At 64.3% G+C, this 20,408-nt stretch carries 20 protein-coding genes; 2 read left to right on the forward strand and 18 right to left on the reverse strand.

Annotated elements, in window-relative coordinates; translation table 11 throughout:
• Window positions 1-30 precede the first annotated feature (30 nt).
• From JL474_RS04155 to JL474_RS04175, 5 genes are read right to left on the reverse strand one after another with little or no spacing between them, the layout of a single operon-like run.
• Window positions 31-516 carry a nucleoside deaminase gene (locus tag JL474_RS04155; protein ID WP_203141025.1) on the reverse strand — a complete coding sequence of 162 codons (486 nt, stop codon included), beginning with the start codon at window positions 514-516 and terminating at the stop codon, window positions 31-33.
• Between the two features lie 47 nt (window positions 517-563).
• Complete coding sequence (locus JL474_RS04160) at window positions 564-1,355, reverse strand: ABC transporter permease (protein ID WP_203141026.1); 792 nt, start codon at window positions 1,353-1,355, stop codon at window positions 564-566.
• On the reverse strand, window positions 1,333-2,088 hold the full coding sequence (locus tag JL474_RS04165; protein ID WP_328797783.1) for an ABC transporter ATP-binding protein: 756 nt from the start codon (window positions 2,086-2,088) through the stop codon (window positions 1,333-1,335). Before JL474_RS04165 ends, JL474_RS04160 begins: the two co-directional genes overlap by 23 nt.
• A gap of 34 nt (window positions 2,089-2,122) precedes the next feature.
• Window positions 2,123-3,118: an ABC transporter substrate-binding protein gene (locus JL474_RS04170; protein ID WP_236011976.1), complete on the reverse strand. Its 996-nt coding sequence runs from the start codon at window positions 3,116-3,118 to the stop codon at window positions 2,123-2,125.
• Window positions 3,119-3,137: 19 nt separating this feature from the next.
• Entirely contained in the window at window positions 3,138-4,142 is a 1,005-nt protein-coding gene (locus JL474_RS04175) for a DMT family transporter (protein WP_203141028.1), read from the reverse strand.
• A 708-nt stretch (window positions 4,143-4,850) separates the two neighbouring features.
• Here JL474_RS04175 and JL474_RS04180 point away from each other — a divergent pair.
• Window positions 4,851-5,795 carry a DUF2914 domain-containing protein gene (locus JL474_RS04180; protein ID WP_203141029.1) on the forward strand — a complete coding sequence of 315 codons (945 nt, stop codon included), beginning with the start codon at window positions 4,851-4,853 and terminating at the stop codon, window positions 5,793-5,795.
• Between the two features lie 32 nt (window positions 5,796-5,827).
• Here the strand turns inward: JL474_RS04180 and cobF are convergent, their stop codons facing one another.
• From cobF to cbiE, 4 genes are read right to left on the reverse strand one after another with little or no spacing between them, the layout of a single operon-like run.
• Window positions 5,828-6,592, reverse strand: a complete 765-nt coding sequence (gene cobF / locus JL474_RS04185; protein WP_203141030.1) for a precorrin-6A synthase (deacetylating) — start codon at window positions 6,590-6,592, stop codon at window positions 5,828-5,830.
• Window positions 6,589-7,395 carry a precorrin-4 C(11)-methyltransferase gene (gene cobM / locus JL474_RS04190; protein WP_203141031.1) on the reverse strand — a complete coding sequence of 269 codons (807 nt, stop codon included), beginning with the start codon at window positions 7,393-7,395 and terminating at the stop codon, window positions 6,589-6,591. The genes cobF and cobM overlap by 4 nt, the downstream gene beginning before the upstream one ends.
• Window positions 7,392-7,757, reverse strand: a complete 366-nt coding sequence (locus tag JL474_RS04195) for a cobalamin biosynthesis protein (RefSeq protein ID WP_203141032.1) — start codon at window positions 7,755-7,757, stop codon at window positions 7,392-7,394. Before JL474_RS04195 ends, cobM begins: the two co-directional genes overlap by 4 nt.
• Window positions 7,754-8,962, reverse strand: coding sequence for a precorrin-6y C5,15-methyltransferase (decarboxylating) subunit CbiE (gene cbiE / locus JL474_RS04200; RefSeq protein WP_203141033.1), 1,209 nt, complete (start codon window positions 8,960-8,962; stop codon window positions 7,754-7,756). Before cbiE ends, JL474_RS04195 begins: the two co-directional genes overlap by 4 nt.
• On the opposite strand from cbiE, the gene JL474_RS04205 reads away from it, so the two are divergent.
• Window positions 8,904-9,710, forward strand: coding sequence for a cobalt-precorrin-6A reductase (locus tag JL474_RS04205; RefSeq protein ID WP_236011977.1), 807 nt, complete (start codon window positions 8,904-8,906; stop codon window positions 9,708-9,710). The genes cbiE and JL474_RS04205 overlap by 59 nt on opposite strands.
• On the opposite strand, the gene cobJ is transcribed toward JL474_RS04205, so the two are convergent.
• Genes cobJ through JL474_RS21450 form a run of 9 tightly spaced genes read right to left on the reverse strand, consistent with a single transcriptional unit; the run spans window position 9,686 to window position 20,295 of the window.
• On the reverse strand, window positions 9,686-10,435 hold the full coding sequence (gene cobJ, locus JL474_RS04210; RefSeq protein WP_203141035.1) for a precorrin-3B C(17)-methyltransferase: 750 nt from the start codon (window positions 10,433-10,435) through the stop codon (window positions 9,686-9,688). The two genes, JL474_RS04205 and cobJ, sit on opposite strands and share 25 nt — an antisense overlap.
• Entirely contained in the window at window positions 10,432-11,157 is a 726-nt protein-coding gene (gene cobI / locus JL474_RS04215; RefSeq protein WP_203141036.1) for a precorrin-2 C(20)-methyltransferase, read from the reverse strand. The genes cobJ and cobI overlap by 4 nt, the downstream gene beginning before the upstream one ends.
• On the reverse strand, window positions 11,154-11,783 hold the full coding sequence (locus JL474_RS04220) for a precorrin-8X methylmutase (RefSeq protein ID WP_123634453.1): 630 nt from the start codon (window positions 11,781-11,783) through the stop codon (window positions 11,154-11,156). The genes cobI and JL474_RS04220 overlap by 4 nt, the downstream gene beginning before the upstream one ends.
• Complete coding sequence (locus tag JL474_RS04225) at window positions 11,767-12,918, reverse strand: cobalamin biosynthesis protein CobG (RefSeq protein ID WP_203141037.1); 1,152 nt, start codon at window positions 12,916-12,918, stop codon at window positions 11,767-11,769. Before JL474_RS04225 ends, JL474_RS04220 begins: the two co-directional genes overlap by 17 nt.
• Complete coding sequence (gene cobN / locus JL474_RS04230) at window positions 12,908-16,756, reverse strand: cobaltochelatase subunit CobN (protein WP_203141038.1); 3,849 nt, start codon at window positions 16,754-16,756, stop codon at window positions 12,908-12,910. Before cobN ends, JL474_RS04225 begins: the two co-directional genes overlap by 11 nt.
• Window positions 16,756-17,856 (reverse strand): cobalamin biosynthesis protein CobW, encoded by a 1,101-nt coding sequence (cobW, locus tag JL474_RS04235; RefSeq protein WP_203141039.1) that lies wholly within the window; start codon window positions 17,854-17,856, stop codon window positions 16,756-16,758. Before cobW ends, cobN begins: the two co-directional genes overlap by 1 nt.
• A complete protein-coding gene (locus JL474_RS04240) occupies window positions 17,847-19,238 on the reverse strand; it encodes a cobyrinate a,c-diamide synthase (protein ID WP_203141040.1) in 1,392 nt (463 codons plus the stop codon). The genes cobW and JL474_RS04240 overlap by 10 nt, the downstream gene beginning before the upstream one ends.
• Complete coding sequence (gene cobO / locus JL474_RS04245; protein WP_123634449.1) at window positions 19,238-19,831, reverse strand: cob(I)yrinic acid a,c-diamide adenosyltransferase; 594 nt, start codon at window positions 19,829-19,831, stop codon at window positions 19,238-19,240. Before cobO ends, JL474_RS04240 begins: the two co-directional genes overlap by 1 nt.
• The gene (locus JL474_RS21450) at window positions 19,828-20,295 is read right to left on the reverse strand and encodes a VWA domain-containing protein (RefSeq protein ID WP_328797784.1); all 468 of its coding nucleotides are present in this window, start codon (window positions 20,293-20,295) and stop codon (window positions 19,828-19,830) included. Before JL474_RS21450 ends, cobO begins: the two co-directional genes overlap by 4 nt.
• Window positions 20,296-20,408: the final 113 nt, after the last annotated feature.

A 20,408-nucleotide genomic window follows, 5' to 3' on the forward strand; every position in this document is an offset into this window, starting at 1 on the left:
AGTCGCCCTGACTCCGGCGGCTCGGTGACCTCAATGGCGGTTCCAGAAGTCCTGATGCACCTGCGCCGCCTCGTCCTCGAGTAGCGGCCCAATCACGATCACTTCCCGTTGACCGGCCTCAAACACGGTCCGACACGGTAAATCCAGCGTCGGGTTTTCCGGGTGGTTGCCGGTGATCGATTTCAGCTGCTTTTCGCTGACGCCGTAAACCACGCGCCCCAGTCCGGCCCAATAAGCCGCTCCCGCACACATCGCACAGGGTTCCGCCGAGACGTACATGGTGCATTGGCCCAGGAAATCCGGGCGATAGGCTTTGCTGGCGCGCGTCATCAGCACCCGTTCCGCGTGGCCGGTCATGTCCTGGTCCGGCAGGAACGCATTCACCTGCTCCATCAGCACGTCGTTGTCCGGCCCCACCAGAATCGCGGTAAACGGGTGTACACCCTCTTTTGCAATGGCTTCCGAGAGCGCGATGGCCGAGCGCAGGAATTCGAGATCGGTGTCGTTATATTCCACGTTAAAATGTATTCCTATCTTTATGATGCATATGAACTTAGCGAGGCTTATTTCTTTTTCGGGAGACTCCAGCCGAAGAAGATCTGTTGCACCCACTGTACTGACTTGAACAGGATCAGGCTGATAAAGGCCAGGAAGAACAGGCCGGCAAACGCCTGGGGAATCTTGAAGAACGACGTCGAGAACTGGATGAAGTACCCCAATCCCTCTTCCGCTGCCACGAATTCGGCCACCACCGCACCGATAATCGCCAGCGTGATGGCCACCTTGAGGCCGCTGAAGATGTGCGGGATGGCGTAGGGAATCCGGATCTGCCAGGTTTCACGGCGGATCGGTGCGTCCAGTGAGCGGCTCAGTTCGATCAGCTCCGCCGGCGTTTCGTTGATGCCCGTTGCGGTGGACACCACCAGCGGGAAGAACGTCAGCAAACAGGTAATCAGCACCCGCGACGGGTCGTCCGAGCCCATCAGCACGATGATCAGCGGCGCCACGGCCACGACCGGAGTCGACTGGATCACCACCAGCAGCGGATACAGCGTGCGGGACAGCAACTCGGATCGCATCATGGCGATGGCCAGCGGTATGCTGATGGCGATCGAGATCGCAAATCCCATCAGCGCCACGCTCAACGTAGCCCACAGGTGTTCCATCCAGCGACTGAATTCCACATTCAGGAACGCGTGAAAGATCGCGGATGGTGCCGGCAGCACGAACGTCGGCAGCTGCGCGAGGCGGCAGACCGCTTCCCACAGGACGATCAGGCCGACGAAGAACAGGCCCGGCGCAAACCGCAGTAACTGCTGTTGCAGTCTGGAATCAGGCGACGGCTTCGGGTTCATAGATGTGCTTCCTTATCCGGTCGGTCAGTTCGCTGAAACGGGGTTCCCTGATGGTGTCGGCGCTGCGCGGTCGTGGCAGGTCAATGTCGATCAGGTCGAGCACGGTGCCCGGGCGCTTGCTCATCACCAGCACCCGGTCCGCCAGCAACACCGCTTCGGAGATGGAGTGCGTGATGAACAGCACGGTCTTGGGCTGCTCGTTCCAGATCTTCAGCAGGTCGAAGCCGATTTGCTCCCGGGTCATGGCGTCGAGCGCCGAGAACGGCTCGTCCATCAGCAGGATATCGGGGTTGAGCAACAGGGCCCGGACGATCCCGACCCGCTGCTGCATACCGCCGGACAGTTCGTCCGGCATCTTGTCGCCAAAGGTTTCCAGGCCGGCGATCGCCAGCAGTTCGTCGGCGCGTTTTTCGTCCTGCCGGTTGTAACGGCCGTATTTGTGCTTCAGCGGGAACAGGACGTTCTTACGCACGCTCAGCCAGGGCAACAGCGTCGGCTTCTGGAAGACAATGCCCACGTCGTCCCGCGGACCGTCCACCTGTTTACCGAAAACGCTCACCTCGCCATGACTGGGAATCAGCAGTCCCGAGACCATCCGCAGCAGGGTCGACTTACCGCAGCCGGATGGGCCCACCACCGCCACGAATTCGTGACGGTGGATTTCCAGATTGATGTCCTGCACGGCCATGGGCGCGTCCGGCGCGGGATCGTAACGATGCCCGACGCCGTCCATCCGCACGAACGCGCGTTCGTGTTGCTGGGTCATATCACTTCGACTCCGGGGCAAAGCCACGTTTGACGCTGGTTTCCGGGTCCAGGGACGACGCCGGCAGATTGTTCGCTTCCGCGACATAGGTCCAGGTCTGGGCGATCCGCTCCGGCGTGAAGACGCCGACGCCGTCCTGCTCGGTGGCCTCGTTGAAGATCAGCTTCATGGTGTCGCGGATCTGGCCCGCGGCGACGGCGGGATCCACTTCCGGCACCATGGTGTGCAGGTCCTCGCCGGCTTTCTCCGGATTGTCGCGGGTGAAGGCCACGGACTTGGCGAAGGCTTTCAGGAAGCGCTTGGCCACCTCCGGCCGCTTCTCCAGGAACGTGTCGCTGGCCAGGATCGCGGAGCTGTAGAGTTCAAGCCCGGCTTCGGACCACGGCAATACACGGATGGCCTTGCCGGCATCGGCCGCCTGGCTCTGGAACAGCGCCACGTTGGTCACCCAGGCGATGATGGCGTCGGTGTTGCCCGTCATCAGCATGGGCCCCAGCGCCCCGGGATCGGTCTTGGTCAGCTTGATGTCGTCCGCTGACAGGCCGTTTTCTTTCAGCACGATGGGCAGGAAGGCGTTTGAGGACGTAAACGGTGAGGTGGCGACGGTCTTGCCCTTGATGTCGCCGATGCTATGGATGTCGCTACTCTCGAGTACGAAAAACGCATGCGGCGCCTGGGTAAATAGCGGATAAACGGCACTGACGGGCACGTCATCCTGCGCCTTGGCAGCCATCAGCGCGCCGATATCCGCACTGCCGATGTCGGACTGGCCGGTCGCCATCTTGGTCACCGCGTCGGTGGAACCCCGTCCGCTGGCGATACTCACTTCCAGCCCGGCATCGGCGAAGTAGCCTTCCTGAATACCCACATAGACCGGCGCCTTGTCGCCACCCGGCAGCCAATCCAACTGGAACACCACCTTGTCAGCGGCCGCCGCCAGGCTGCTCGTGCCCAGCGCGGCCGCCATCAACAGCATTCGGGAACATTTCATCATCATGGGTACTCTCCGTTTCGGTCTATGTTGCTTTCGTTATCGTTGGGTCTTGCGGCTTTGCCCGCTCACGCATGGCGGGCCGCTCAAGCCGGGCCTGACGCCAGTCCGCCAGCCCCACGAGGACAATGGCCACAGCAATCAGGAAGAAACCGGTGATGTCCGTGACGGACGGGATTTCGTTAAGGATCAGGAAGGACGCGAGGATGCCCACAGCCGGGACCGCCGCGGAATTCAGTGACAGGCTGACGGCTGGAAGCGAGCGCATCGCCGCAACCTGGGCCGCGACACACAGCCCGGAGGCGACCATGCCGCTGAACAGGATGTTCAGGCCAAACGACAGGCTCCACTGAATGTCGGCGGGGTCTTCGAGCCACAGGGCGATGGGCGCCAACGCGGTGACGGACATGCCGATCTGCCAGGGAATCAGCGACAACACATCCCCGTGCCACCGGTGGCGGCGGACGTGAATAAGACCGGCGGTCCAGACCAGCGTGGCACAGACAATCAGCGCGATGCCGGTCAGGACGTCGCTGTCCGCCAGCTCCAGCGACAGCGGGTTAATGATCGTCAGCAGCCCGGTCAGCCCTAAACCGACGCCGATGGCTTTCGACAGGTTCAGGCGCTCTCCCAGAAACAGGGCCGCCGCCGGTACCACCCAGATGGGCGTGGTATAGGCGAGAATGACGGCTCGGCCCGCCGGCAGGTACTGAAGCCCCAGTGTCGCCAGGGTAATAAAGCCCATGTTCTGCAGGATGCCGACGGACAGCACCACCGGCCAGTCGCGCTTGTGCGGCAGGCGCAGGTTGCCGGTGAGGTAGGCAATCACCAGCATTGTGGAGACGCCGAGCAGCATGCGCAGGGCGGTGTACAGCAGCGGCGGACTCTGGGCCAGCCCCAGTTTCATCACCGGAAAGTTGCACCCCCACCCCAGCGCGGTGCAGGCCAGCAACAGATAACCGAGCCCCCAGTTATACTGGGCGCCCACACTTTCTGGGCGATCGGTTCCAACCTGGCGTGTTACTGGCATGGGTTTGTCCTGGTGGTGTTCAAATCGATCGCCGATCGACCTTTCGGATCGGCTGTCTGCCCAGCTGGCCAACTTTCCAGAAACGCCTGTTACGCTTTACAACGCATCGCATGGGCGACCTGAAAATTATCCTGACCAGCTATTCAGCATTTAGCGAATGCAAACCAGGTGCCACATTGTGGATGTGGTCAAACCCGCATTTCAGCGCGCTGACGCCTCGGCCATGCACTGAAATGAGCCATTCCGATCCGATACGCACCGGTAACGGGCCAGCCCACTCCAAGGTAGCCCCAAACCAATCTCACCTCGCCCCGGATGCCAACCTGTCCAATCGGTCAGCTTTGAAGGAGGGTTTTTATATCGGCGAGGAGGTGTCGGCGGACGATCTACGAGCCCGGAACGTTGAGTTCGACATGATCCGCAACACCCGCAGAATCCGGAACCGCTTGCGGAGGCGATCATCACCTTCGCCAACAGCATTGAACGAAAGCGCCCTGTCTGAAAGCGGCCGCCTTGCGAATCCTTATAGCGGCGTTAATGTCGGCGGTCCGACGGCCTCGGGCAGCCCCGCCCGCTGCCTCAGGGGCCGGTAACCAACGTCCACAGCGCGGTCGGATAGCGTCTATCGCGGTCTGCGATCTGTTACAAAATGTATCCCCGGCCTAGAATAGGCGGTCAACTCGCTTTCTACGGAGACCGCCCAGACCCATGAGTGACCACAGGCCCGCCTACAACCTGCGCATTCGCGCTGCTACCCGCCAGTCCGACGAATCGGGCCAGGACGTCGTGGTGTATCACTGGGGACGCATTATCGGCGTGGTGCTGGTCAGCGTGATCGTATTGGCCATTCTCGGTTTTTTGCTCTGGTCCTGGGTCAGCGGACCCGATTCGGCCGACAACCAATCGCGCCTGGTCGCTGCGGGTAAAGTCGTCACCGGGGAGCCCGCCTCGCCCCAACCAACCTTGCCTACTGAACCAGAGGCGGCAGCGGACGAAAAGATGAACGGTCTGCCGGAAACGCCAAAGAACACGGAATCCCCGCAAACCGATGCGCCAGCCGGCGACACACCATCGGAATCGGCCGAGCCGGCCGCCCCGAATACCGAAGACACCCAGACCGAAACGGCGACGACCGCCGAAGGGGCGTCTGTACCGGAAACAGAGGCCGGGGCAGCGACCACTCAGGAAGAGCCGTCGGTCATTGCCGACCCCGCGCAGGCACCGGCGCCTTCGGACGATACCGGGCCAGACCCGTTCAAGATCGAGGAACCGGCACCCGCCGCCCCGACGGACGATGGCAATAGCCAGGTGACCATCAAATCCGATCACCTGCTGCGGGCGCAGCTGACCCCGGCCGTCGACGGGCACGAACCCACCACGGTGCTGCCGTCGCTGGTACACATGGGCGACAACGACCTGATCAAGGTTTACTACTTCAACGAACTCAAGGGGCTGAAGGGCCATACGGTCTACCACGACTGGTATCTGGGCGATCAGCGCGTGGCCCGGGTGTCGATCGATTCCTACCTCGACCAGATGCGGGCGTCGAGCAGCAAGAACATCAATCGCAGTATGCTGGGAGACTGGCGTGTGAAGACGGTGACCGATGAAGGCGACGTGCTGGCAACGGGCCGGTTCCGGGTGACTGAATAGAAATAGAACCGGCCAGCCTGAACGGCACCGAGTCAGAGCAACGGCTGGCGGGCGATCAGGTAGATGTCCATGATCCAGCCGTGTTGCTCTCTCAGTGCGGCCCGACGGGCCTTGATCAGCGGACTGACATCCTGCAGCGGACCGTCGATCAGGCACTGCTTGTCCATCCCTAGATAAGCCCCCCACCAGATATGAAGCCCATCAGGCGGCAGTGCATCAAAGGCACCGCCGCTATCGAGCATCACGGCGATAGAGGCCGCATCATTGGGCCAGCCCCGCTCGCGCAGACGGCGACCGGTGGTGATGTGCACCGGTTCGGCCAGTGCGTTCAGGGGAACCCGGTGGGCAGCGGTCAGCACCTGCAGGCTGGTAATACCCGGCACCACATCCACATCGACCGCACGGCCTGCACGCGTCAGACGATCGGCAATACGAAGGCTGCTGTCATACAAGGACGGGTCGCCCCAGATCAGCAGAGCCACGCGGCCCCCCTCAGGCAAGTGCTCGGCAATCTGCGCGTCCCAAACCCGGGCAATCGCCGCATGCCAATCGTCGACGGCCCCGAGATAATCGCCGCTCGCCGCTCGCTTGGGGAGATCGAATTCAACCACGCGGGCGTCGGAATCGTTCGCCAACAAGGTGTCACAGAGCAGCCGCCGCAGATCCACCAGGTCGGACTTCGCATCGCCCTTGCGGGGCAACAGGATCAGGTCCGCGTCGTTCAGGGCCCGCACCGCGGCCAGGGTGACGTGATCCGGGTTGCCGGTGCCGATGCCGATCAGGGACAGGTGAATCATTGGGGTTCGCCCTCCCCGCCGGGCCCGGTACCTGCGAAGGGTGAATCCGCCGATTGGGGGCGAAAGCGGCGATCGTATCCGACGGCGTAGAGGCTGCTTTCGGAGAAGTCCTCTGTGCCCAGCGCCGGGCCCACCAGAATCAGGGCGGTCCGGTTCATGGACGAATCCATGGCCGCCTCGATGGTCGCCAGGGTGCCTCGCAACACACGCTCATCCGGCCAACTGGCTCGCCAGACAATGGCCACCGGACAATCGGCACCGTAATACGGCGCAAGATCCTCAACCACTTTCGACAGGTTATGGATCGACAGGTGAATCGCCAGTGTGGTGCCCGTGCGAGCGAAGTTGGCGAGGGATTCACCCACCGGCATGGCACTGGCCCGGCCGGGTGTCCGGGTCAGCACCAGGGATTGCGCCACGCCCGGAAGGGTCAGCTCTTGACCCAAGGTCGCTGCGGCGGCCGCAAACGACGGCACGCCGGGCGTGATCTCGTAGGGAATATCCAGAGCCCGCAGCCGCCGTAGTTGCTCGCCCAGTGCCGACCAGACGGAGAGATCGCCTGAGTGCAGGCGCGCCACATCCAGTCCCGCGTTATGGGCCGACTGGATCTCCGCGATGATCTCATCCAGGGACAGGGGCGCCGTATTGATGATCCGCGCCTCCGGCGGGCAATGCGCCAGTATCGCCTCTGGCACCAGCGAGCCGGCATAGAGGCAAACCGGACAGGACGCGATCCGGTCCCGGCCGCGCAGGGTCAGCAGATCGGCCGCGCCGGGGCCGGCGCCGATAAAATGGACGGTCATGGTTCAACTCCTTCAGCCATGGCAGCGGTGGCCATACGGTCACTGGATATCACTCGTGGACCCAGTAAACGGCTGCCCGCGCCGGCACCGAGCAGCGCGACGGCTTCCGCCACACTGCCCACGCCTTTCGCCTGCTGACTCGCTTCCGATTGGGTCAATGTGACGACGCCGGAAAGATCCTGATCCGCGACCGGAATAACCGGAAGCGACAGGGCTCTCCCCAAAGCCTCGATTCGCGGCAGCATGGATTCCGCGGCCGCCAGGCGATCAACCGCGCCATGGCGCTCAATCAGTTGCACCAGCGCCTCCTGCAGGGCCGATACATCGGCGCCCTGGCGATACCCGAAACCCGCCACCTTCATCGGGTCACCCGCCACTGCACGATGGGATAGCTGCCCTTCCAGCCCCGGCGGGTGCCGATGGGCGCAGCGTGGCTGAGCTCCAGCCGCAGCAATTCGCCGCCCCGGGACGCTTGCCATTGTGCCAGCAGGGTTTCGGATTCCAGCGTCACCGCGTTAGCGACCAGGCGTGTGCCTGACGGAAGCCTCTCCCAGAGCGTCGCCAACAGGTTGTCCGATAGACCGCCGCCAATGAACACGGCATCCGGCTGTGGCTGATCCGACAACACCGCCGGCACGGTACCCTCAATGACGTTTAGCCAATCCACACCCAGCGCCTCAGCGTTGTGCCGGGCGCGGGCGGCCCGTTCGGGAGAACGTTCAAACGCAACCGCCTGATTCTGCGGGTGCGCCAACAACCATTCGATGGCGACCGAACCCGAGCCGGTGCCGATATCCCACAGTCGTTCGCCGGCTTTGGGTGCCAGTGCCGACAGGGTCATGGCCCGTAGGGATTGCTTGGTGATCTGGCCGTCGTGTTCAAAAAAGTGATCGGGTAAGCCCGGGGTGGACGGTATGGCCGCGCCCGTGCCGCAAATGGCCAGGCCAACGGCAACTGGATGGGCGATATCAAGTGGCAGCTCCCCGTCGGCCGCTGCCGAGCGTACCCGTTCACGCTCACCGCCCAGCGATTCGAGCAGGTGCATGGTGGTGTCCCCGAAGCCCCACTGGTTGAGCTTGTTGGCCAGTTCCGCGACGGCGTCACCATCGCGAATCAATACCAGCAAGCGACGCCCCGGCTGCACGCTCGGGCGGATCCGGTTCAGTGGTTTGGCGTGAAGCCCCAGGCAGGTGCAATCCTCCAGGGACCAGCCCAGACGGGACGCCGCCAGACAGAAGGTAGACGGCGACGGCAGCGCCTCCCATTCGTCCCGGGACAGATGCCGCGCCAGCGAGGCCCCGGCGCCGAACCAGAACGGATCTCCCGAGACCAGCATGACCACCCGCCGACTGCGTTCGGCCAATAGGAGTGGGATGCCCTCGGCAAAGGGCACCGGCCATTCGCGGACCTCGGCGTTCATCGCGGGCAATACCGACAGATGCCGGCGCGCGCCGTAGATCAAATCGGCCTCGTCCAGTGCCCGCCGGCTTGCCGCAGAGAGCCCGCTTATGCCACTCTCCCCCCAACCTATGATTGTCAGCCAGGGAGCGCGCTCAGCGTCCGTCATCGTGAAAGTCCTGATTCTTGGTGGAACCACCGAAGCCAGCGCCCTGGCCCGGGTTGTTGCCGAAAGCGGCATCCCCGCCCTGTTCAGCTATGCCGGCCGTGTGGCCAGCCCCCGACCACAACCGGTGGAAACCCGTGTGGGTGGTTTTGGTGGGGTTGATGGCCTCGCCCGTTTTCTTGCGGACAACCGCGTCACCCACCTGGTGGATGCCACTCACCCGTTTGCCAGCCAGATGAGCCACAACGCCGTGGCGGCGGCGGATCGAACCGGCGTGCGTTTGATGGGACTGACTCGCCTGCCGTGGACGCCGGTGCCGGGCGATCAGTGGCAGCACGTGCCGGATATCGAGGCTGCCGTCGATGTCGTGGCCGGGCCTGCCGAGCGGATCATGCTGGCGATCGGTCGCATGCACCTGGACGCCTTTACCCGCCAACCGCAGCATCATTACCTGTTGCGATTGGTGGACACACCTCAGGCTGCGATTCCGCTGCCCCATCACACCGTCACCGTCGATCGGGGGCCGTTTACCGTCGACGGCGATCGCGCGCTGCTTACAACCCATGGCATCGACCAGGTGGTCTGCAAGAACGCCGGTGGTACGGGGGCCGACGCCAAGCTCACCGCCGCCCGGGAACTGGGCCTTCCGGTGCTGATGATCGATCGCCCGGAACCACCGCCGCGGCAGGAAGTCCACACGGTGGACGACGTGCTGGCCTGGCTGGGTCACGACGCCGACCTGGGCGTGTAAAGCAGCGGCTGGCCCTCGCGCTCGATCAGCCGTGTCTGGCTGGACCCGACGATGACCAGCGTGCGCATGTCGGCCATGTCCGGCGTCGCGTCCTCCAGGGTGGTCACCCGCAAGCTCTCTTCGTCGGTGGACACCGCCCGGGCAAACAGAATCAACCGATCCGGACCGCACACCTCCCGCAGCAACGACAGGGCCTCGGCAAAACCGTCCGGCCTGGCTCGCGAGCGGGGATTGTAGAACGCCATCGCAAAATCGGCTTCCGCGGCCAGACACAGCCGCTTTTCAATCAGCAACCAGGGTTTGAGGTTGTCGGACAGGTTGATGCAGCAGAAGTCATGGCCGAGCGGCGCTCCGGCCCGGGCACTCGCGGCCAGCATCGCAGAAACGCCGGGCAGCACGCTGATGTCGAGATGCTTCCAGTCGGGATCACCGGATTCCAGCGCTTCGAACACCGCCGACGCCATCGCAAACACGCCCGGATCGCCGGATGACACGACGACCACGCGATGGCCATCGGCCGCCATCTGCAGGGCGTGTTCGGCCCGTCGAATCTCTTCCCGGTTGTCGGAGCCGTGACGCACCAGCCCTGGCCGGGGCGCCACACGCTCTACGTAAGGCACATACCCGACGACGTCGGTGGCTTCCGCCAGGGCAGCGGATACTTCCGGTGTGATCATCGACTCGGCGCCGGGGCCCAACCCGGCGATGGTGAGCCAACCGCTCATGGACGCCTCCCGTTTCCGTGAATCAGCAGAATGGAAAAATAAGGGGCCGTATCTCCGGCTTCACTGAAGGGAATCACCCGCTCCCCGGACATGGCCGCGTATTCGATCAACCAGGCCTCGCCCTCTCGCCCGGCGGTCGCCAGGGCCCGACGGACTTTGGCCAGGTTGCGGCCGATCTTCATCACCACCAACGCGTCGGTCTGCGCCATGCGTTCGGCGAGCGTCGCTTCCGGCAGCGTGCCCATGGCCACGGTCATAACGTCATCGCCCCAGGTAATGGGCTGGCCGGTGGCGGTCCAGGCCGCAGACATGCCGGTGATGCCGGGCACGACGTTCACCGGCACCGCGTCCAGCAGCCGGGTATAGAGGTGCATGAATGAGCCGTAGAAGAACGGATCGCCCTCGCACAGCACCACCACGTCATGCCCGGCCCGGGCAATTTCGATCAGCTGGGCGACGCTCTTTTCGTAGAAGGACGAGAGCAACGCGTTGTAGCGAGGGTCGTCAAAGGGAATCTCGGTGGTCACCGGGTATTCCATGGGCAGTTCGACCGCTTCCGGGTTCATCATCCCATCGACGATGCTGCGCGCGTGGCCGGTGCGGCCTTTCTTGCGAAAATAGGCCACGTGGGATGCCTGCCGGATCAGCCGATCGGACCTGACGCTCATCAGATCCTGGGCTCCCGGGCCGAGTCCCACGCCGTAAACGGTGCCGGTGGTCATTCGGTTCGATCCGCGATGGCGTTGATGGCGGCGACCGTGACGGCGCTACCCCCCAGTCGGCCGCGCACGATGCAGCACGGCACCGGCGCGGTGTCCCACAGGGCTTCCTTGGATTCAGCCGCCCCGACAAAACCGACCGGGCAGCCGATGATCGCCGCCGGTTTCGGGCAGTCCGGGTCTTCCAGCATGTTCAGCAGGTGGAACAGCGCCGTCGGCGCGTTGCCGATCGCCACGACCGCCCCCTGCAAATACGGCCGCCAGAGTTCCAGCGCCGCCGCTGAGCGGGTGTTGGCCATTTCCCGGGCCAGCCCGGGTACGCGCTCGTCGTGCAGCGTGCAGATCACGGGGTTGTCCGCCGGTAACCGTTTGCGGGTGATGCCTTCCGACACCATGCGGGCGTCGCAGAGGATGGGCGCGCCCTGCTCCAGCGCTGCGCGGGCCCGGTTGACGGCATCGCCGCGGAAATGGATGTGCGGCGCCAGCTCCACCAGCCCGGCCGCGTGAATCATACGGACCGCGACCGGCTCTTCCTCGGTCGAGAACCGCGCCAGTTCGGCCTCGCGCCGGATGATGGAAAAGGACTCCCGGTAGATGGCCGGGCCGTCGGTTTCATAAACGTGAGGCATCAATGCTCTCCAGGTAATCGCAAACGTCGGATGGCTCCAGGTCGGTCGCGGTGGGCAAGCCGTCTGCACGGCCATCCAGAATCAGGTCAAAGCGGCCATTGCGCCCGGTCAGGCAAATCGGGGCCGGCTGATGGGCCGCACAGCCTTTGCTGCAGCCCGATACATGCAGGCGGCCTCCGATATGGCGGCTGAGGTCGGCTGCCAGCTTCTGTGTGGCCACGCTGGCTTGCTCGCAATACGGCGCCCCCGGGCAGGCATCGACCGACAGACGCGGGTCAGCATCGTCGCTGATCAGGCCTTCTAGGGTTTCGGGCATCGCGCCTTCCAGTAACAAGCGACGCCAGGGGGTGACCCTGATCGAATCCGCATCGGAGCGTTCCAGGGCAATTTTCAGCACCGAAGCGTGGACGCGACCGAACGGCAGGCCAAAGACGTGCCCCAACGGATGGGCGCCCAGGGACAACGGCTCAATGGTGTCGGCCGGCGCGGCGGCTTCCGGGGCCCGGTCCGGCAGCGGTTGGTGGTGCCGTCGTACTCGGCCAGCGGCGTTCCCGCCACTGTCGACAAACCAGTGCGCCAGATCGATCATCAACGCCACCGCGTGTTCGACGGATGTCACCGGGGTGCCCCGGCGTCGGCCATCGGCGCGGACCAACAACCGGCCATCGGCGGTTCGTTCGAGTCGGAAATCAGCCGGGACCGCGCTCAGTTGCGGCGCGGATCCGGCGTCCATTGCGAACCCCACTTTTCCGGGAAGTTCCGGTAGCTCGCCCAGGCGAACCGTCAGCAACCGGGCTGCCCTATCGGTGGCGTCGCCCTCCTGCCAATCGGGGGCCAGGACGATATTGCGTCGGGACTCCGTAGCCGGGTCCGGATCGACCAACCCGTGAGCCGCCAAATTCGTCATCAATGCGGGCCAGGCGTCTTCAGTAATGCCCCGAAGCTGCAGGTTGGCGCGATTGGTGAGTTCAATCAGCCCCGAACCCTGCGTCTCCGCCGCCTGGCAGACGGCCAGCAGCTGTGTCCGGGTCAGGCGCCCATGATGGGGCCGGATGCGAACCAGCAGGCCATCGCCGGACGCCATCGGACGCCAGGCACCCGGGCACCAGCCTTTTACCTGCGCTTCAGCGGCCATGGGCGTCCCCTTCCGCGGCAGTAGCGGTCGGTGCCGTTTCCTGTGCCTCATCGATATCCAGCAGCAGATCCTGCAGCGCCTCGGCGTGCGCTCCTGGCGATTCCCAAAGTCCCCGTTGGGTGGCTTCCAGCAGGCGCTCCGCCATGTCTTCCAGCGCCGCCGGGTTGTGATCGCGAAGGAACTGCTGGTTGGCCGGGTCCAGCACCAGCGCGTCGGTGACCTGGGCGTACTGGTAGTCGGCCACCAGATCCGTGGTCGCGTCGTAGGCGAACAGGTAATCGACGGTGGCGGCCATCTCGAAGGCGCCCTTGTAGCCGTGCTCCCGCATGGCCTCGATCCATTTCGGATTGAGTACCCGGGAACGGATCACACGGTTGAGTTCCTGGTTCAGCGTTCGAATGTGTGGCCGCGCGGGGTTGGCGTGGTCGGCGTGGTAGATCGCCGGCGCCTGGCCACCGATCGCCCGGCTGGCGTTCGCCATGCCGCCCTGGAAGGCGTAGTAGGTGTTGGAGTCGAGGATGTCGTGCTCGCGGTTGTCCTGGTTCTGCATCACCGCGTCCAGCTCACCGAGCTGTCGTTCGAACGCCTCGCGCGCCAGGACGCCGGTTTCGTCCGACTGCCCATAAGCGTAGGCGCCGGCCTTGAGATAGGCATCGGCCAGGTCGTCGGCGGTGCGCCAGTGGCGGCCGTCGATCAGGCGATTGAGGCCGGTGCCGTACTCGCCGGGCTTGCTGCCGAAGACCCGGTAGCTGGCCTGGCGAAAGGCGTCCCCTTCATCGAGGCCTTCGGCCATCAGGGTTCGTTGGCGCGCCTGGACGGCCTCCCGAACGGTGTTGTCTTGGCCGGGCTCCTCGTAACGGGCCACGGCCTGCACCGCTGCGTCGTAAAGTCGGATCACGTTCGGGAAAGCGTCTCGGAAAAAGCCCGATACCCGAAGCGTGACGTCCACCCGCGGTCGCTGCAGCAGCATGGTGGGAATCACTTCGACATCGATCACCCGCTGCGAACCCGCCGACCAGACCGGACGAACCCCCATCAACGCGAACGCCTGGGCGATATCGTCACCGCCCGTACGCATGGTGGCCGTGCCCCAAATCGAGAGGCCCAGACGACGAGGGAAATCCCCGTTGTCCTGCAAATAACGTTCGATAAAGGCCTGGGCGGATTTCTCTCCCAACGACCAGGCCGCCGGCGATGGAATGGAGCGATTGTCGACGGTGAAAAAATTCCGTCCGGTCGGCAGCGTATCCAGGCGGCCGCGACTGGGTGCGCCACTGGGGCCCGGCGGCACGCTGCAACCGGACAGGCCGTCCAGCAGGGACTGGATTTCCAGCTCCGTACCGCGCTGCATCGACGCGAATACGGTGTCCCGGGCAAAGCGGAGTTGGATCGCCGTTAATGGATAGTCGCCGGCCAGCGCTTCGGGCTCACCGTCGCCGAGGACCGCATCGTGAACCAGTCGCTCCGCGAGTTTTTCCAGCCGCTCCCGGGTATCGGCAGCCGTTCGCCAGGGCGCTTCATCGAGACGTAACAGCGCCTCGTGCTGCGGCCCGGTCCAGGCTTCCGCGCCAGCCGCCAGGGGATCGAAATCGCCCAGCCCAAGATCGGCGGCGAGGTTATGGAGCAACCCCCGATCGGCGACGGATTCGCCTCTGGGCAGGCGCAGGATCGCGACCAGCGTGCCAGCCAGCTTGTCAGGTTCGGGTAGCGTCCCCAGCACGTGGAGCCCATGGCGGATCTGCGCTTCCTTGATGTCGCACAGATAGGTATCCAGCTCGTTGAGCAGCGCTTCATCGCAACCGACGTCGATGTCCTGCGCCAACTCCCGGTCGATGCCGGTCGCCCGCAGGTGGTCCACAATGCGACGGCGCAGCACGTCTTCCCGGCGGGGGTCCATGCCCAGGGCCTGGTAGTATTCGTCGGTCAGTGCCTCCAGTTCGGCCATCGGGCCATAGAGTTCAGCCCGGGCCAGCGGTGGCATGAGGTGATCGATGATCACGGCCTGGGAGCGACGTTTGGCCTGGGCGCCCTCGCCCGGATCGTTGACGATAAATGGATAGAAATGCGGCAGCGGCCCCAGGGCAATGTCCGGCCAGCAGTCGGCCGACAGCGCGGTGCTCTTACCCGGCAGCCACTCCAGGTTGCCGTGTTTGCCCACATGAACCACCGCATCCACCCGGTAGAACTCTCGCAGCCAAAGATAGAACGCCAGGTAGCTGTGGGGCGGGACCAGTTCGGTATCGTGGTAGCTCTGGGTCGGATCGTCGATAAAGTCCCGCTCCGGCTGGATGCCGACAAACGTCTCGCCCAGCCGGATACCCGCGATCATCAGTCGCCCCTGGCGGTACTTGGGATCGTCGGCGGGTTCGCCCCAGCGCAGGCGGACGCTGTCCTGCAACGCCTGGGGCAACGTTTGAAACCAGGCCAGATAGTCCTCGACGGCCAGGCTCTGCCAGCAGGGCCGAAGGTCGATGGACCCGGGTTGGTTGGTCACGGCGCCCTGCAGTTGTTCAATCAATGCATCGCCGTTTGCCGGGAGATCTTCGATGGGATACCCGTGAGCCGCCAACGCCTGCAGGATCCGAACCGTGGACGCCGGTGTATCCAGCCCCACGCCGTTGCCGATGCGGCCGTCCCGGTTGGGGTAATTGGCCAGCACCAGGGCTACCCGTTTGTGGGCATTCGGTTTTTCCCGCAGCGTGGTAAAGCCTCTTGCCAGTCGGGCAACGAATCGGGCCCGCTCGGGGTGCAGCACGTGGCGAATCACGGACATCTGGCAACGGTCGCTGAAATGGGCTTCCGCCTTGAAGCCGATCGCCCGGGTGATGATGCGCCCGTCCATCTCCGGCAGAACCACTTGCATCGCCACATCCCGGGATCGCAAGCCGCCACTCTGGTCGACCCAGTCCTCTTCGGTGCTGCTGGACAACATGGCCTGGAGGACCACCGGTCGCCCGGTAAAAGGACCTTCCGGCTCGGCCCCACTCGATAACACGGTATCGTCCGAGCTGCGATTGACCGAAAACCCGGTCGTGTTGACGATCAGGCCTGCGCCGGTGTGCTCAATCAGGTGATTCACGAAGGCGACACAACGTGCTTCCTTCAGCGATGCCACCGCCACAGGCAGAGGCTCCAGCCCTTCCGTCCTGAGCGCGTCGATCAGACCGTCCAGAACGGCGGTATTGGCGCCCAACAGATGACTGCGGTAGAACACCAGCAAACACACGGGGCGGTCCGGGGCGCGACCGAACTGCCATTCCCTGAGGGTCGTTTCCTGGCCGACGGTTCCAGGGGCGTACAACAATGCTTCCGGGACGGCACGGGGCTCTCGCCATTCAAGATCCAATCCCAGGCAACGCTCGCCAATGAACCGCAGAAGCTGCTCGGCGTTGTCGGCACCGCCTTCCCGGAGAAAACGCCAGACGCGATGGGCGTCCTCATAAGGAGTCGTCGACGCATCCAGCAGTGCATCGTCCGGGGCGTCGCACCCTGGTACGACGATCAGCTGCCGCCCGGCTTTCGCTTCGGCCCAGACCTGCAAGCGCTCGAAGCCATAAGGCCAATACGCGCTGCCGCCCAGCAGGGAGACGATCACCAACCGTGCCCCTTCAAGAACGCGATCCTCGTAAAGATCGTAGGCAGCGGGTTTGACCAGGTTCATCCAGTTCGCCAGCCGTACTGACGGATAGCCTTCCCCCAGACGATCGACGGCCAGCGCCAGCGCCGACAGACTGCTGTCGGCGGCGGACAGGATGACGACGTCAGCCGGGGTCTGCTGCAGATCGACGATGCCCTCATCGTCGACGAAGCCTCCGGGTTTGGCGGCGAACAGGTGCATCAGGCGGTCGCTGCGATCTCGGTTGACGCCAGCGCGGTACGAAGCGCATCGGTGTCGAGGTGTTTGCCGATCATCACCAGTTGCGTGCGACGCGGCTCATCGGCGCCCCAGAGGCGGTCAAAATGACGGTCCAGTCGCTCCCCGACGGCCTGCACCACCTGGCGCAGGGGCTTGCCCGGAATCGCCGCAAACCCTTTGGCCCGATAGATTTCGTTGTCTTTGAGCAGCTGCTGCAAGGCCCCGGCAAAGGCTTCGGCATCCACTTCGCCCAGGCTGATGACGCAGGAGTCGAAGTGGTCGTGGGCGTGGTCGTGATGGGCGCCTTCGGCGTGGTAGCGATCGTGATGGTTGTCGATGCGATCGATGTTGTTTTCACTGGCTGCACCGATGCCCATCAGGGCCTCGAGTTGCGCGGTGTCGTCGGCCAGCGTGGCCTGATCGATGAACAGCGACTTCACCGCCGGGGCCACCTGATTGCGAACCAGATCTTCCACCCGCTGCCGCTCCTCCGGGCTCAACAGGTCGGTCTTGCTGACCAGTACCAGGTCGGCAGCACCGAGCTGATCGTCCAGTAATTCCCGCAGGCTCGGGTCGTGATCCAGGTTCTCGTCGGCGCGACGCTGGGCTTCGACCTTGTCTTCATCACTGGCATAACGGCCTGCGGCCACAGCGGGACCATCCACCACGGTAATAATCGCGTCGACCGTGCAATGCTGGCGCACGTCCGGCCAGTTGAAGGCCTGAACGAGAGGCTTGGGCAGAGCCAGACCACTGGTTTCGATCAGGATGTGATCGATGTCGGCACGGCGCTCCACCAGCTTCTTCATCACCGGCAGGAACTCCTCCTCCACGGTGCAGCAAATGCAGCCATTGGCCAGTTCATAGATGCCGCTCTCTTCCCCTTCAACCGGCTGTTCGTCCTCGCAGCCCAGGGCGCAACTGCGCAACAGGTTGGAATCGATGTCCTGCTCGCCGAATTCGTTGACGATGACGGCGATGCGCTTGCCCGTCACCTGGCGCAGGATGCTGGCCAGCAGCGTGGTCTTGCCGCTGCCCAGGAAGCCGGTCACGACGGTGGCGGGAATCTTGTTCAGTTGCATCCTTGGCACTCCTCGGTTTCAACGACGGTTGCAGGCTGTGGCGCTTCGGCACCAAACAGCCGGGCAATGGCCGCCGGATTGTTCGGGAAAAAGAGGTGGAGATAGGTGGCCGTCAGCTGCCGCTGGCGAAAAATGGCTTCACCGGGGGCGGGATGACGCTGTCGGCGACCAAAGGCGATCGGCTCGGGCGTGCCTTCGGCAATGGAGCGATGATGGGCGTGGGCGCGTACCGGGCCTTCGGGCAGGTCAGCCGTCTGCATGCCCTGGCAACCGCGCCGGCTGCGCATCCAGCCATCACCGGGCAGCAGGCCCAGCATTGGGTGAGTCTGTCCGTCGTAATCGGTCAGGCTTTGCAGGCAATAGAGCAACCCGCCGCATTCCGCGAGTATCGGTTTGCCAGCCTCGTGGAAGGCTCGGATGGAAGCCGCCATGGCCTGGTTCGTCGCCAGTTGACCACCATGGAGCTCCGGGTAACCGCCCGGGAGCCACAGGGCATCGCTGACCGGCACCGCGGGGTCCGCTAACGGCGAGAAGAAGCGAAGCTCGGCGCCCATGGCTTCCAGCAGGTCCAGGTTGGCCTGATAGAGGAAGCTGAAGGCGGCGTCGCGGGCTACCGCAATCGTGCAACCCAAGAGTGACGGCAGGCTCTCTTCGTCGTCGATCACAGCGGCGTCAAAATGCACCGGAGGCTGGGCCAGCAGATACGCGGCCAGCCCTTCGGCTTCCAGGGCCCGGGCGCCCGCATCGAAACGGGTTTCCAGGTCGTCCCGGATTTCCGCCGCCTGCACCAGCCCCAGGTGCCGCTCCGGCAACGTCATCTCCGCATTGCGGGCCACGCAGGCCAGCATGGGCACCGAATCCGGGAGCGCCTGTTCGATCAGCTCGCGATGGCGTTGTGAACCGCAGTTGTTGGCGATCAGTCCCAGGATACGGACGTCCTGACGAAACCCGGCCAGGCCCGTCATCAATGCGGCAGCGGTCTGGGCCATGCCCTTGACGTCCATGACCACCATCATGGGAATGCCAAAGCGGGCGGCCAGGTCCGCACTGGAGGGCTCGCCGTCGAACAGGCCCATGGCGCCTTCCACCAGGATCAGATCCGCCTGTGTGGCAGCTTGATGGAGACGCTGGCGACAGTACGCTTCCCCGGCCATCCAGAGATCGAGCTGGTCGACCGGTTGCCCCGAGGCCTGCTCCAGAATCTGGGGATCGAGGTAGTCCGGGCCGGTCTTGAAGACCCGCACCACCTTGCCCTGGTTGCGGAGCAGTCGGGCCAGCGCGGCGGTGACCGTGGTTTTGCCCTGACCCGAGGCAGGCGCTGCAATGAAGACCGCAGGGCAACGGGCGCTGCCGGTGGCGTTGGTAGACTCCGGAGCACTCATCAGAATTCGATCCCGGCCTGGGCTTTGACACCGCCACGAAACGCATGGCGTTCGTCCTGGACCACGCTGATGGTGTCGGCGATCGCCTGCAGCGGCTGGGCCATGGTGCGCCCGGTGATAATCACGCTCTGATGGCGGGGGCGCTGTTGCAGAGCGGCCACGACCGGTTCCGCATCCAGGTAGCCGTACTTGAACATGTAACTCATCTCATCGAAGACGATGAGCTGGTAAGCCGGATCCCGGAGCAGGTCAGCCGCAATCTTCCAGGCGGCCTGGGCCGCTTCGATGTCCTGCTCCCGGTCCTGGGTTTCCCAGGTGAAGCCGTGGCCCATGATGTGCCAGTCGAGGTTGGGGTGTTCCCGGAAAAAGCGGTATTCGCCGGTTTCCCGCCGTCCCTTGATGAACTGGATAACCGCCCCTTTCTGACCATGGCCGAGAGACCGGGCCAGCGTCCCGAAAGCGGAACTGCTTTTGCCCTTGCCGTTTCCCTTGAGCAGGATCAGCACGCCCCGTTCCTCTGTCGCCCGGGCAATGCGGCCGTCCACCACGTCCTTTTTCTTTTGCATCCGGCTGGCGTGTGTTGTGTCGCTCATAAGGCCTCCATGGCGGGCAGTGTCTGGTACAGCGCGCCCAGTTGTTCAGCAATCTGCGGGCCGCGGCCTCGCTTGATGGCGGACTGTTCGGTGTCGACGACGACGCAGTCACCCAGCCTGGGTAAATCATGCAGGGGTTGGCGCGTGCGGCCGTCCGTAATCAGGTAGGTTCGGATATGCAGCCCCGGCTCGCGGCGCTGCCATTGCCGGATGAGCTGCGCCGCACGGCTCACGGCGGCGCGCAGGGGTGTTCCCCCGCCGCCATGGGTCGCATCCAGTCGGTCGGCCATGGCCTTGGGGGCGCGACGCCTCGGCAGGACCGGCTGTACGCCATCGTTTCCGAACGCCAGTACGGCGATCTGCTCGCGGGCGGCATAAGCCTGGTGGGCGACGGATTCCACCAGGCCTTTGGCCCGCCCCAGAAGGCGCTTACCCAGTGTGGATCCGGACGTGTCCAACAGCACCAGGTGCAATACGGGCTGGCCGGATCGGGCCTTGCGAAAGCGCAGTTCACGCAACGGCCAGCGTCCCCGGTTCGTCAGCAACGTGGCAAACCAGTCCGGCTTATTGTTGGTGC

The organism is Marinobacter mangrovi, from assembly GCF_016798325.1.
In the GTDB taxonomy this organism is placed as follows: Bacteria; Pseudomonadota; Gammaproteobacteria; order Pseudomonadales; family Oleiphilaceae; genus Marinobacter_A; species Marinobacter_A mangrovi.